Source organism: Bradyrhizobium sp. 164 (assembly GCF_023073715.1).
Taxonomy (GTDB): domain Bacteria; phylum Pseudomonadota; class Alphaproteobacteria; order Rhizobiales; family Xanthobacteraceae; genus Bradyrhizobium.
Map to the genome: position 1 here is coordinate 173,323 of NZ_JADPKA010000083.1, position 12,391 is coordinate 185,713.

Here is a 12,391-nt window from a genome sequence, read left to right on the forward strand (position 1 = left end):
CGGGCCGCAGGATTGAAGTACTGAAGTACGACCGTCATGTAGGCGTGTCTTTCGCGAAAGCCCGAACCCCGTAGATCACGCTTGCGTGCAGCACGGATTGACCGGCACGGCAGCAAGCGTGCTATGCGGGCGCTGGTGATCAACAGTTCGGGATCGCCATTGCAACAAGGATGATCCGTTGGAAACGCTCACCTACGTCCTGCTGTTGTTCGGCGCGCTGGCCGGCGGCTTCGTCTCGGGACTGGCCGGCTTCGGCACGGCGCTGATGGCGCTCGGCATCTGGCTCTACGTCCTGCCGCCATCGCTTGCGGTGCCGTTGGTGCTGATCTGCTCGGTAATCGCCCAGACCTCGACGCTGCCGTCGATGTGGAAGAGTTTTGACCTCTCGCTGGTCTGGCCGTTCCTGATCGGCGGGCTGGTCGGCGTGCCGCTGGGAACGATGATGGTCGCCTCGGCCGACCCAAAAGTTTTCAAGCTGAGCGTCGGTGTGCTGCTTCTGATCTTCTCGAGCGCGCTGTATCTGAACAAGAGGTCGCTCGCGATCAAATTCGGCGGCAGGATCGCAGACGGCGCGATCGGCTTTGCCGGCGGCATTCTTGGCGGCCTCGCCGGATTGTCGGGGCCGCTGCCGATCCTGTGGGCCAACATCCGCGGCTGGAACAAGCACGAGCGGCGCGGCATCTTCCAGCTCTTCAATTTCACGGTGCTCGCGACCGCGCTGGCGTTGCAGACCGCGTCGGGCCTCGTCGCTTTCAAGGTGGTCTGGCTCGCGCTGGTCGCCTTTCCGGGCACGCTGATCGGCGCATGGGCCGGCGCACGCGTCTATCACGCGTTGAGCGACAAGCATTTTGGCGATGTCGTGCTCGGCCTTCTGTTCCTGTCCGGCCTCGGCCTCGTCTCGAACAGTGTTGGTGCATATTAGCCCCACGGCGCCGCAAATTATCCGGCGCCGCTGGGGAGGTGACTGCCGCTACGCAGGCGCACGCGCGGGAGGTGCAAGAGAGTCAGCTTCGACCTGCCCAGGAGCCCCGACCTGCCGGAGCGGCGCCAGGCGCCTTTCGAACTCGCGGCGTAACAACCACAAGCTCAGCGCAGCCTGGAGCGTCGTCGCTGCGATCGACAAGTACCACACGTGCTCCATGCGGAAGCCGGGCCGCGTTGACAGCCAGATTGCCGGCAAGGAATAGGTGAACACGCGCGTCGCCGAGCTCAAGAGCACCGGCTTGGTATTGCCGAGGCCCTGGAACATGCTCGAGCAGGTGAAGATCAGGCCCTGCGCCACCATGTTGAGCGAGATGATCCGCAGGAACAGGAAGGCGATCTCCATCGTCTCCCGGTCGTTGGAGAATCCGGCGAGCAGCAACTCCGGCTTCGCTTGCGCAAGGATCATGAAGCCGATCATCACGGCTGTGGTGATTAGCGCCGCCTTGACGAAGGTCTCCCGCACGCGCGCGCCGTTTGCGGCGCCGACGTTCTGGCCGGCGATCGGCCCGGCCGCGAGTGCGACCGCAAGCGCCGGCATCTGGATCAGGCCGAGCACCCGCTGCCCGATGCCGAATCCCGCCTGCGCCGCCGCACCGAAATCGCGCAGCACGTAATAGACCACGGCCATGAAGATGAACATCATCGCGAACTCGCCGCCGGCCGGCAGACCGACATTGAGAATGCGCTTCAAATGGCGCGGCTGCGGGCGCCACTGCGCCGCGTTGAACGCGACGTAGCGCTCGACCTGGCGGAAGTACGCGAGCAGCATCAGAACGCCGATCGCTACCGCGATCGAGCTCGCCAGCCCGGCGCCGGCAACGCCGAGCGGATAGCCCGTGCCCCAGCCTGCGATCAGCACCGGCGCCAGCGCGATGTTGATGACCACCGCGAGCGCCTGCACCAGCATGGCGGGACGGACAATGCCGGTCGCGCGCAGCGCAGACGCCATCACCTGAGTGGCAAACTGCAGCGCGAGCGCGGGCATGAACCACAATAGATAGATGGTCCCCGCCTCGATCGTGGGCTGATCCGCGGCGATCGAACGCATGTAGAGACGCGACAAAGCTGCGCCCGCGGCCAGGGTCAGCAGGCCGAACAGCACCGACAGCGCGATCGCCTGGTTGAAGATCAGATTGGCATCCTGCCGATCCTTGCGTCCCACGGCGTGCGCGATCAGCGCCACCGTGCCGACGCCGAGCACCTGCATCAACGCGTTGACGAGAAATCCGGCATTGCCGGCCGTGGCGACACCCGCGACGGCAGCATCGCCCAATCCCGAGACGAAGTAGAGATCGACCAGCTGGCAGACCATAATCGTGATCATGCCCACCATGATCGGCGGTGCCATGGCCAGGATGTGTCTCACGATGGGGCCGTTCGTCAGGTCTTTCATGTCATTCACCTCCGGCGGCGTGGCGTCGGGACTTCGCCCCGCCGCCGCGCGCCTCATTCCGCTGCTGCGATACGTCCGAGCTCCACCACCTGCCGTTCGAACAGGCCGCGATAGATGCCCCCTCGCTTGCCCGCGAGCACGGCATGCGTGCCCTGCTCGACAATCTCGCCGCGATCGAACACCAGGATGCGATCGAGGCTCTTCACGGTGGACAGCCGGTGCGCAATCACGATCGAGGTGCGGCCTTTCATCAGCCGCTCCATCGCCTCTTGGATCAGCGCCTCCGACTCCGAATCGAGGCTCGAGGTCGCCTCGTCCAGGATCAGCACCGGCGCATCCGCCAGGAAGGCGCGCGCCAGCGCCACGCGCTGCCGCTCGCCGCCCGACAACTTCACGCCGCGCTCGCCGACCAGCGTGCCGTAGCCCTTGGGCAGGCGCAGAATGAAGTCGTGCGCGTTCGCAAGCCGCGCCGCCTGCTCGATCGCCTCCAGGCTGGCGCCCGGCCGGCCATAGGCGATGTTTTCGGCGAGCGAGCGGTGGAACAGGATCGGCTCCTGCTGCACGATCGCGATCTGGCTGCGCAGCGATTGCTGCGTGGCGCGCGCGATGTCCTGCCCGTCGATCAGCACGCAGCCACTGGTGACGTCGTAAAGCCGCTGCACCAGCTTGACGAAGGTCGTCTTGCCGGAGCCGGAGCGGCCGACGAGGCCGACACGCTCGCCGGCGCGGATCGTCACCGACAGCCCGTCATAGAGCGGCGCGCGGTGGCCGCCATAATGGAACGTGACGTCGTCGAACACGATCTCGCCGCCCTCGATCGCGATCGGACGCGCATCGGAAGCATCCGCAATGCCGATCGGCTCGTCGTGGATCGCCACCAGCTCGTCCATGTCGTTGACCGAGCGCTGGAGATTGTTTATGTGCATGCCGACGTCGCGCAAATAAGCGTGGATGACGTAATAGCTCGTCAGCACATACGTGACGTCGCCGGGCGAGGCATGACCTGACATCCACAGCAGCACCGAGCCGCCGATCACGGAGGCGCGCAGGCACAGCAGCAAGGAAAGCTGCGACATCGCCGTGTAATTGTAGCGAAACCAGGTCCGCCGCACGCGCACGCGCCAACGGTTGATGACGCGCGCGAGCCGCGCATCCTCGCGCGCTTCGGCACCGAACGACTTCACCACGGCGTTGCAGGTCAGCGCGTCCGCCAGCGTGCCTCCGACCTTGGTGTCCCAGGCATTGGAGACGCGGGCTGCCGGCGCGATGTAGCGGGTCGAGAACACCACCGTGATGGTGACGTAGACGACCGCCCCGAGCGCGATCACCAGGCCGAGCGAGGCCCAGTGCACGCCGAGCAGGACCATCGACCCGATCAGCACGACCAGCGAAGGCAGAAGCGCGAGCAGAATGGTGTCGTTGAGCAGGTCGAGCGCCCACATGCCGCGGGTGATCTTGCGCACCGTGGAGCCGGCAAAGGAGTTCGCGTGCCAGTCGGTCGAGAAGCGCTGCACGCGCGTGAACGCGTCCTGCGCGACGTCGGACATGGTCGTCAGCGTGAACGGCACGATCGCCTGGAGGCCGACGAGCCGCAACACCATCGAGGCCGCGCCCAGCGCCACGATGGCGCCGAACGCCGTGAGCGCCGCGTGGCGCGCGTCCGGGTCGGACGGGCCGCGCGTCAGCGCATCGACCAGATGCCCTGAGAACACCGGCATGAACAGGTCGGCGAGAGTCGCGCCCAAGACGCCGCCGGCCACAACGAGGCCGCGCCCCGGCTGCTTCAGCCAGTGGCGGAACACGAAGGGCAGCACCACGCGAATTGCGGCGGGCTTTTTAGACAGAGCGGTCATGACATCATCCGGCCGCACGCGCGGGCCGGCTCCATCGATGGACACAGACCGGCCACGAGGGCCGAGACGGCGTCACTCAAAACTGACTTTGACTTGGGAAGCGGAGCGATCGGGGCGCTTGGTCGAAACCTTGGCCCAATCGAAGCTGGCGGAAAGGGCCTCTACGAGGCCAAGCACATACCGAGCCAGAACATCGAGCGCGGGCGTGCGATCTGCGAATGCGTCGAAGTCATGCAAATCCCTCCCGGCTCGATTGAATGAGGTGCGCTTTATAGATGTGTCGCAAGCGCTTTGCAACGGGGCTCGCGCGAGATCACGCACGAGTGTTGCAATTTGGTACGCGACGCCGTCCGCATCGCTGGTTGCGCGCTGCCACCCCAATCTTCGCCGTCATGCCCCGGCTTGACGGGGCATCCAGTACGCCGCGGCGAATGTGGTGCGAGAGCGAGCTCTGCAACCGCCTGCCTCTGGAATACTGGATCGTCCGGTCCCGGCTCCGCCAACGGCTTCGCCGGGCATTCGGTGTTGGGCCGGCGAAGCTTCAGCGAAGACGGCAAGCCGGCGATGACACCGAACACGCGGAGTTGCGTCAATGCGCGTCGCCGCCGGCACCAAACGGCGAAGGCGGCTTCTTCAGCAGCGCGACCAGGAGGCTGAGCGCGAGATAGAACAGCGTCAGCACGAAGAAGGCGTCGCCAAAGCTCATCACCACGGCCTGGCGATGAACCAGCTGGGAGAGCTGCTTCATGGCCATCAGCGTGGCATCGCCAAGCCCCTGAAACTTCTGCATGAACATGGTCAGCGTTTCGGTCGCGGTCGCATTGCCCCACGTCACGCGCTCCTGGAGGCGGGTGATGTGGAGGTCGGTGCGATCGTTGAGTACGGTGTTGATGACGGCGAGGCCGAGCGCGCCGCCGAGATTGCGCATCAGGTTGAACACGCCGCTCGCGTTCTTCACCTTCTCGGGTGCCAGCGTACCGAGGGCGACGTTGTTGGTCGGCACCATCGCGAACATCATGCCGATGCCGCGCAGGATCTGCGGCACCAGTAGTTCATAGAAATCATAGTCTCGCGTCATCCAGGTCATCTGGTAGGAGCCGAGCGCGAACACGACAAGACCGAACGCGATCATGTAGCGCATGTCGACCTTCGCCATGAGCCGGCCGACCAGCGGCGCGACCAGGAACATGGTGATGCCGGAGACGAACATGGTGTCGCCGATCATCAACGCGCTGTAGCCGCGCACTTCGGCGAGATAGCGCGGATAGATATAGGTCAGGCCATAGAGCCCGATCCCGATGCAGAACTGCAGCGTGCAGCCGACGGCGAAATTGCGGTCCGAGAAGGTGCGCAAGTTCACGATCGGCTCGGCCGCGGTGAAGACGCGCCAGAAGAAGGCGATTCCCGAGATTGCACAGATCCAGGCGCAGATCGCGACCGAGGTGTCCTGCATCCATTCATATTGCGGCCCCTCCTCCAGCACATATTCGAGCGTGCCGAGAAAGCCGGCCATGAACAACAGGCCCCACCAGTCGAAGCGGTCGAGCAGTTCGAGATGCGGCTCGTCGAAATCGACCAGCGCCAGCACGCCGACGGTGATGCCGATGCCAGGCAGAACGTTGATGTAGAACAGCCAGTGCCAGGACATCGCGTCGGTGATGTAGCCGCCGACCGTCGGCCCGATCGTGGGTGCGAGGGTCGCAACAAGCCCGATGATGGGGCCGACGATGTGGAATTTCGAGCGCGGAAACACGGTATAGGCCGAGGCGAATACCGTCGGGATCATGCCGGCGCCGAGGAATCCCTGGAGCGCGCGCCAAAGGATCATCTCCTCGATGGTGCTGGCAAAGCCGCAGAGCAGGCTCGAGGCGGTGAAGCCGGCCGCCGAGATCGCGAACAACAGCCGCGTGCCAAAGGCGCGCGACAGGAATCCCGAGAGCGGAATGGCGATGACCTCGGCTATCAGATAGGCGGTCTGGACCCAGGAGACTTCGCTGGAGCTCGCCGACAATCCGGCCTGAATCTCACTCAAGGAGGCCGAGACGATCTGGATGTCCAGGATCGACATGAACATCCCGAACACCATGATGATGAAGGCAAACAGCCGCTTCGGCGCGATCCGCTCGGAAGCCGGGGCCGCCATCATGGCAGGTGAAGCAGTGGTGGTGTCGGCCATTCTCTTACCCGGCTCGCGCGAGAGTGCGCGGTCCACCTCTCCCCATCGGGGAGAGGTCGATTTGCGCAGCAAATCGGGTGAGGGGCCGCAGCTCCCACGAGAGAGCGTAAGCCCTCACCCGGATCGCATCTTGCGATGCGATCCGACCTCTCCCTTCGGGAGAGGTGAAGGACGAAGCGGCGCTCGTCTTGAACATGATTCGCCTACCGGCACTACTGCGGGTGAACCGCGATGGGATCGTCGAGATCGACCTCGCTGTCGGCGTCGGCGGCACCCTTGTTGGTGTCGACGGTCGCGTAGACCGACATACCGGCGCGGAGCAGGTTCTGCTTCGCCACCGATTTCGGCACGCGGATGCGCACCGGCACGCGCTGCACGATCTTGGTGAAGTTGCCGGTGGCATTGTCAGGCGGCAGCAGCGTGAACACCGAGCCCGCGCCCGCCGCGATGCTATCGACGACGCCGGAGAACTTGCGCATGCCATAGGCATCGACCTTGATCGTCACCGGCTGGCCGGGGCGAATGCGCTTGAGTTGCGTTTCCTTGAAATTGGCGTCGATATAAACGTCGTCGAGCGGCACGATGTTGCCGAGGCGCTGGCCGACCGCGACGAAGTCGCCCGTATTGACCAGGCGATTCGAGAACGTGCCGTTGACCGGCGCGCGCACCGCGGTGAATCCGAGATCGCGCTCAGCCTTGGCGAGCGTGGTCTTGAGCTCGGCGAGCTGCGCCTGCGCCTCGGCCTGCTGCGCCTTGGCGACGTCGACATTGCTGACCGCGACGTCGTAGGCGGCCTGCGCGGCCTTGACCGCGGCCGCGCCCTGGTCGCGTCCGGCTTCCGAGCTCTCGAAGGTGGCGCGCGAGGCAAAGCCCTTGCTGCTCAGCGCCTGCTGGCGCTCATAGTCGAGATCGGCACGCTTGAGGCCCGCTTCAGCCGAGACGAGCTGCGCCTTTGCTTGCGCGACCTGGCTATCGAGTGCTGCGACCTGACGGCTGATGCGGTCAATCGTGGCCTGCTGGGTCGCGATCTTGGTCGCGGCGGCATCGACTGCGATCTTGTAGTCGCCGTCGTCGATGCGGAAGACGACGTCGCCCGCGCGCACCGGCGAGTTGTCGCCGGCCAGGACCGCGGAGATGTGACCGGCGACGCGCGCACCGAGCATGGTGTTGTTGGCACGGACATAGGCATCGTCGGTGGAGATGTAGAAGCGGCCGACCAGCGTGTAGTAACCGGCATAGCTCGCGACCGCGAGCGCCAGCAGCAAGCCAACCCCCATCAGGACGAATTTGCGTTTGCCGGATTTGGGCGCGGCGGCAGCAGCGCTATGGGCAGGGGCAGCCCTGTCGGTCGCGGGCTTCTCGGCCACCTCGACGCTGCGGTGCTCGTTTTCCTCGACCACATGAGAGCGCAATTTCTCAGCCAGGACGGCGGATTTCTCGGGCGCAGCGTCACCGCTCACCTGCTCCGGCGTCGTCTCCACCGCTTCCTGGCGAAGGACGCGCGCAGCCTGGTCTCTCGATACGGCCATAAAGGCCTCCCCAAAAGCGCGAGCAGGGATGGCCGCCACGGCACGCCCCTTTTTCGCTCGTCCTAAATACCTTGACCGAACGGTTCGGTCAATCTACATAATATTCCCGGTGTCATCTTAATAGCCCGAATCCTTTATTCGGGTTTCATAGCCCCAGACGCGGATCCAAAAACCTTCCGAGACCCTAAACCAATGGTTGTAGCTGCCAGCGAACGTCTTCACATCGTCCCGGAGGAGGACAGCTCCAAGCGACGTCAAATCCTGGACGGTGCTCGCAAAGTGTTCATGGCTCTCGGTTTCGACGGCGCCAGCATGGGCGAGATCGCGCGCGCGGCACAGGTTTCCAAGGGCACGCTCTACGTCTATTTCGCCGACAAATCCGCGCTGTTCGAAGCCATTCTCGAAGAGGAGGCGCTCCAGCACGGCCAGGTCGTGTTCAATTTCGATCCCGCGCGCGATGCCGAGACCACGCTAAAGGATTTCGGCCAGGCCTATATCCATTTACTCTGCCGGCCCGGCGGCGGATCGGCAATCCGCACCGTGATGGCAATCGCCGAGCGCATGCCCGACGTCGGCCGCCGTTACTATGCGCGGGTGCTGGACAAGACCATCCACCGGTTGTCCGATTATCTCAAAGCCCATGTCGCTTCCGGCGATCTCGATATCGACGATTGCGATCTTGCCGCCTCGCAATTCATGGAACTGTGCAAGGCCTCGCTGTTCCTGCCGTTCGTCTTCCAGGCTGCTCCCGCACCGTCGCAAGAGCGCATGACCGAAGTCGTCGATAGCGCGACGCGGATGTTCCTCGCGACGTATCGGGCGAAGTAACCGCAAGCGGGCTACGCGTTGCGCAGGCGCGTCGCGGGCGGTTATATTTGCGTCCATGCCTCGTGATCTTCGCCCCCCTGTCGATATTCTCCATTATGAGATCGTCCAGGAGCAGGCCTCGGCGCTTGGACGAATGGGCCGCGCGCTGGAACAGAGCCTCACGCGTTTGCGCGAGTTCGACGCCGCCCACGCGGCCTCGGGGGTACCGGCCTCACTGCAACCGGCCAGACGTAGGCTGGTGCATGAAGCCGGCCATGCGCTGTGGATGTTCGTAGTGCAACGCGAGGCGTCCGGTCTTCGCGACAGCCGCCACATCATGCGAACCTACAACGTCCCTGGCGAGGTGCAGCGGTGCATGGGCCTCCCGCCGTCGAAGCCGGTCTCGAAATGACTTGCTGGCGGGCTACGACCCCATCGTAGCCACGGGTTTTGCGCAAGCCTCAATCGTCGGCGTACTCGTCTTCTTCGCGCTTGTGCGCGGCGCTCTTGCGGCCGAGCGAACCAGTCACGGAAGGATCGCGTGCATTCGCATAGGGGCTGCGTGACTGCGCACGCGCGGCGACCTCATCGCCGGAGACGGCGGCGGGCTGGCAGATCAGGCGACGGCTGGCGCGGCGCATCAGATCGACGTGGATGTGATCGTAATGATAGACGTTGGAGCCGGGCGCGAGCACCGTCGTGAAATGCGCGCAGGCACCGGACTGCACGTCGCGCAAAAATCCCTGCTCTTCCGGCATGCCGCGCCAGCCGTCCTTCACAGTGACGCGGCGGCCGTCGGCGAGCACGAAGGCGGAAATATCGAGCGCATTGCCGAAGGCGTGCTCGGAAATGTGGGCGCGCGAGTTGCCGTTCATGCCACGGCAGGAATAGGCGGAGATCTGCTTGATCTCGGCGACGCGGACGCCGAACCAGCGCATGGCCGAGGGCTGCACGGTGTCGGCGAGCCAGCGGTCGAGCTCGGACACGATCGGACAGGCCAGCGTCGCGGTCGGCTTGATCGCAACGGGACCAACGGCGGTAACGGGATTGCCCTGCGCCGGGCCAAGACGCGGCAGCGGCTGCTGCGCGGGCGGTTGCCCGTAGGGTGCCGCACCGGCCGGCCGCGCCGGATAGCTCGGCGCGTTCATGTAGCGCGCGGCCCCCGCGGCATCGGTGCCCTCGGGCGGCAGATCGATCTCGTCTTCCTGCGGCACCACGCCGGGCGCGTTCAGCGACATCGGTCCGGTTGAAGTGCCATAGCCGGAAGGCTGCTGCAGTGCGCTCTCCGGATAGTTCGATCGCGGCGGGTGGGAGGGTGCCGGATAATTCTGGCTCTGCGGATAGTTCGATCGCGGCTGCGTGACCGGCCAGCGCGGCTGGTTGCCGATGCTCACCGGCGGACGCAGCTCCTCGTCGGCAAAGCCATAGCTGCTGGAGGCTTCGCCGATGGCGGCGACCTTCAGCGGAAATTCGGCGCCACATTGGCCAGGGCCGGAGATCGGATCGATGCGGACGATGTCCGCACTCTCCTTGACCGCTCCCGATTTCAGGCACGCCGCTTCCGCCTCGGCCCGCCACGGTTCGCGTTCGGCCTGGAAGAAGCCGCGTCCGCAACCCGCAAGCGAAACAAGGACGAAGGAGCCGACGAGATACAAACGAACTCCGCGCGTCATGAACGCACGTTCGGTGAATTTACTTAAAGACTCTTCAACGTGTCGTTTCAGCCTTCTTTAACCATGCCGGCCCGCGTGCGCCGAAATGCTGCCAGACTGAGCGACAGGACGACTGACTTTTTCGGAAGGAGACTCTCTGTTAACCATAAAGCTCGCGCAACGCGGCGCGACAGCGGGAGCGATCTCATGACGTTCGCCGGCAGACTAAGCATTATCACCGCGTACCTCGCCATGGCCTTCGTCGGCGCCATCGTGCTCGGCATCATATAGGGCCGCGCTCCATCTCATGGATCGTTACCGACATTAGGCCAAGATAGCCGAATGTGCGCCGGCTCACGCAGGCGACGGCCAGATGTAGTGATGTCCATCACGGAAGAAGGGACAGCCGGGGCGTAGGGTCGAACTACGCTCAGTCCACCAGCGACATCAGTCCATACGGGGACACGGAGGTTATCATGAACAAGCTCACCATCGCCGCCACGGCGCTCTTCCTTGCTTCGACCGCCGCCGCGCATGCCGGCAATTCGATCTCGTTCCAGATCGAAGGCCAGCACATCCGCATCGAGACGCCGCGCAATTGTACCTCGCTCAATTGCGTGACCATCGTGGCGCCGGGCCTGTCGGACAAGCCGATCAAGCTGAACAACATCAACCTCAAGGGCCTGGGCGGCTCCAAGGATGATGACGTCGACACCACGCCGGCTCCGGCGACCACGAATGCGCAGCCCGCGCCGGCTCCGGTGCAGCAGCAGCCAGTGCCACAGGCGCCGGTCCAGGCAGCTGCGCCCGCCGCAACGGACCCGACGGCTCCCGGCACCCCGTCCGCCGGCCTCGACACCACGCAGCCTGCACCTGTTGCGGCGCCTGCTCCCGTCGCCGCACCCGCTCCCGTTGCTGCTGCTCCCGCGCCGGCCTCGGCTCCGGTTGCCGCGGCGGCCGTGCCGGCACCAAACTCGCCGATCGGCGTGTGGGCGACCGAGGAGAACAAAGGCAATGTCCGTGTCGAGCAGTGCGGCGCCAATCTCTGCGGTTATGCCGTGAAGACCAACGAGCGCATCCTGATCAACATGAAGCCCGACGGCTCGAAGTGGAGCGGCCGCATCCACGATCCCAACTCTGGCCGCAATTACGACTCGACCATCGCGATGAAAGGTCCGAATGCAATGCGCGTGCAGGGCTGCGCCTTCGGCGGCATGTTCTGCGGCGGCCAGACCTGGAAGCGCGTGAGCTGACACCGAAGGTGTCATCCTCGATTGCGCAATGCCAGCTTAGCTGCTTGCGGCGTACAGCCGGGCAGCATCCAGCTTCAAGGCGGATTCCCGCTGTCGCAAGGAGCTGGCGTTACTCGCGACCGCACTAACTTGCGGATGCCGTCTCGACCAGCGTGCGGCGCGCTCACGCCTCGCCGCGCAGCCACGCCCTCACCTTCTGCAACAGGCCGTGCCGCAATTCGTCGACCGAGGCGGCTTCGGCTGGTGTCAGTGTCTGCAAGGCCGCATCGATATGATCGGCCGGCGCCGTCGGCTCGGGCGAAGGCGCAACACCGGCAGCGGCGAGCGCAATCGGACCGATCTGTGCCAGGAACGCGCGCTCATATTCGCGCGACAGCCGCGCGATTGCGTCGTCCAACGTCAGCCAGTCCACCGCCTTGATGTCGTTCATCGGTTTGCGGACCGGCCCGCCATCGGCCTCCATACGCCAGAAATGCACGACCTTGGTGCGCCCGCCCGATTGATAGCCCAGCGTGCCCAGAAATTCGTGCACCGCGATCTCGTGCCCGGTCTCTTCTAGCACCTCGCGATGCGCGGCCTCCTTCGGCGTCTCGCCGTCGTCGAGCTTACCCTTGGGCAAGACCCATTCGTTGCGCTTGCGCTGGCGCACCACGGCGATCAGCGGCGTCGAACCTCGCCGCAGCACGATACCACCCGCCGCCATCACCGGCACCCGCGCCATCACTCACATCCAGTTGTCCCCGC

Annotated in this window: 10 protein-coding genes; 4 read left to right on the top strand and 6 right to left on the bottom strand. The window is 64.9% G+C overall.

The genetic code is table 11. From position 1 onward, the window contains the following. Positions 1 to 178: 178 nt before the first annotated feature. Positions 179 to 922: a sulfite exporter TauE/SafE family protein gene (locus tag IVB01_RS25995; RefSeq protein WP_247278452.1), complete on the top strand. Its 744-nt coding sequence runs from the start codon at positions 179 to 181 to the stop codon at positions 920 to 922. Between the two features lie 48 nt (positions 923 to 970). Here the strand turns inward: IVB01_RS25995 and IVB01_RS26000 are convergent, their stop codons facing one another. The 4 genes from IVB01_RS26000 to IVB01_RS26015 all read right to left on the bottom strand — a co-directional run bounded on the left by IVB01_RS26000 (position 971) and on the right by IVB01_RS26015 (position 7,935). Continuing rightward, entirely contained in the window at positions 971 to 2,377 is a 1,407-nt protein-coding gene (locus tag IVB01_RS26000) for an MATE family efflux transporter (protein ID WP_247459038.1), read from the bottom strand. A gap of 53 nt (positions 2,378 to 2,430) precedes the next feature. Beyond that, a complete protein-coding gene (locus IVB01_RS26005; RefSeq protein WP_247278451.1) occupies positions 2,431 to 4,230 on the bottom strand; it encodes an ABC transporter ATP-binding protein in 1,800 nt (599 codons plus the stop codon). 589 nt (positions 4,231 to 4,819) lie between these two features. Next, positions 4,820 to 6,406, bottom strand: coding sequence for a DHA2 family efflux MFS transporter permease subunit (locus IVB01_RS26010; RefSeq protein WP_247420351.1), 1,587 nt, complete (start codon positions 6,404 to 6,406; stop codon positions 4,820 to 4,822). Positions 6,407 to 6,618: 212 nt separating this feature from the next. Beyond that, positions 6,619 to 7,935: an HlyD family secretion protein gene (locus IVB01_RS26015; protein WP_247278450.1), complete on the bottom strand. Its 1,317-nt coding sequence runs from the start codon at positions 7,933 to 7,935 to the stop codon at positions 6,619 to 6,621. Between the two features lie 192 nt (positions 7,936 to 8,127). Here IVB01_RS26015 and IVB01_RS26020 point away from each other — a divergent pair, with 192 nt between their 5' ends. Together IVB01_RS26020 and IVB01_RS26025 are read left to right on the top strand one after the other, a co-directional pair. Beyond that, positions 8,128 to 8,763 carry a TetR/AcrR family transcriptional regulator gene (locus IVB01_RS26020; protein ID WP_247278449.1) on the top strand — a complete coding sequence of 212 codons (636 nt, stop codon included), beginning with the start codon at positions 8,128 to 8,130 and terminating at the stop codon, positions 8,761 to 8,763. A 55-nt stretch (positions 8,764 to 8,818) separates the two neighbouring features. Further along, positions 8,819 to 9,154 carry a DUF6665 family protein gene (locus IVB01_RS26025; RefSeq protein WP_247278448.1) on the top strand — a complete coding sequence of 112 codons (336 nt, stop codon included), beginning with the start codon at positions 8,819 to 8,821 and terminating at the stop codon, positions 9,152 to 9,154. A gap of 49 nt (positions 9,155 to 9,203) precedes the next feature. On the opposite strand, the gene IVB01_RS26030 is transcribed toward IVB01_RS26025, so the two are convergent. Next, a complete protein-coding gene (locus tag IVB01_RS26030; RefSeq protein WP_247278447.1) occupies positions 9,204 to 10,415 on the bottom strand; it encodes an extensin family protein in 1,212 nt (403 codons plus the stop codon). Positions 10,416 to 10,870: 455 nt separating this feature from the next. On the opposite strand from IVB01_RS26030, the gene IVB01_RS26035 reads away from it, so the two are divergent. Next, positions 10,871 to 11,647, top strand: a complete 777-nt coding sequence (locus tag IVB01_RS26035) for a DUF2147 domain-containing protein (RefSeq protein WP_247278446.1) — start codon at positions 10,871 to 10,873, stop codon at positions 11,645 to 11,647. A gap of 163 nt (positions 11,648 to 11,810) precedes the next feature. On the opposite strand, the gene IVB01_RS26040 is transcribed toward IVB01_RS26035, so the two are convergent. Continuing rightward, a complete protein-coding gene (locus IVB01_RS26040; RefSeq protein WP_247278445.1) occupies positions 11,811 to 12,368 on the bottom strand; it encodes an NUDIX hydrolase in 558 nt (185 codons plus the stop codon). Positions 12,369 to 12,391 lie beyond the last annotated feature (23 nt).

What these genes read in the sequence shown, in the direction of transcription:
- IVB01_RS26015 (WP_247278450.1), bottom strand. Translation starts at nt 7,935, where the DNA reads ATGGCCGTATCGAGAGACCAGGCTGCGCGCGTCCTTCGCCAGGAAGCG.
- IVB01_RS26040 (WP_247278445.1), bottom strand. Translation starts at nt 12,368, where the DNA reads ATGGCGCGGGTGCCGGTGATGGCGGCGGGTGGTATCGTGCTGCGGCGA.
- IVB01_RS26005 (WP_247278451.1), bottom strand. Translation starts at nt 4,230, where the DNA reads ATGACCGCTCTGTCTAAAAAGCCCGCCGCAATTCGCGTGGTGCTGCCC.
- IVB01_RS26000 (WP_247459038.1), bottom strand. Translation starts at nt 2,377, where the DNA reads ATGAAAGACCTGACGAACGGCCCCATCGTGAGACACATCCTGGCCATG.
- IVB01_RS26020 (WP_247278449.1), top strand. Translation starts at nt 8,128, where the DNA reads ATGGTTGTAGCTGCCAGCGAACGTCTTCACATCGTCCCGGAGGAGGAC.
- IVB01_RS26010 (WP_247420351.1), bottom strand. Translation starts at nt 6,406, where the DNA reads ATGGCCGACACCACCACTGCTTCACCTGCCATGATGGCGGCCCCGGCT.
- IVB01_RS26035 (WP_247278446.1), top strand. Translation starts at nt 10,871, where the DNA reads ATGAACAAGCTCACCATCGCCGCCACGGCGCTCTTCCTTGCTTCGACC.
- IVB01_RS26030 (WP_247278447.1), bottom strand. Translation starts at nt 10,415, where the DNA reads ATGACGCGCGGAGTTCGTTTGTATCTCGTCGGCTCCTTCGTCCTTGTT.
- IVB01_RS26025 (WP_247278448.1), top strand. Translation starts at nt 8,819, where the DNA reads ATGCCTCGTGATCTTCGCCCCCCTGTCGATATTCTCCATTATGAGATC.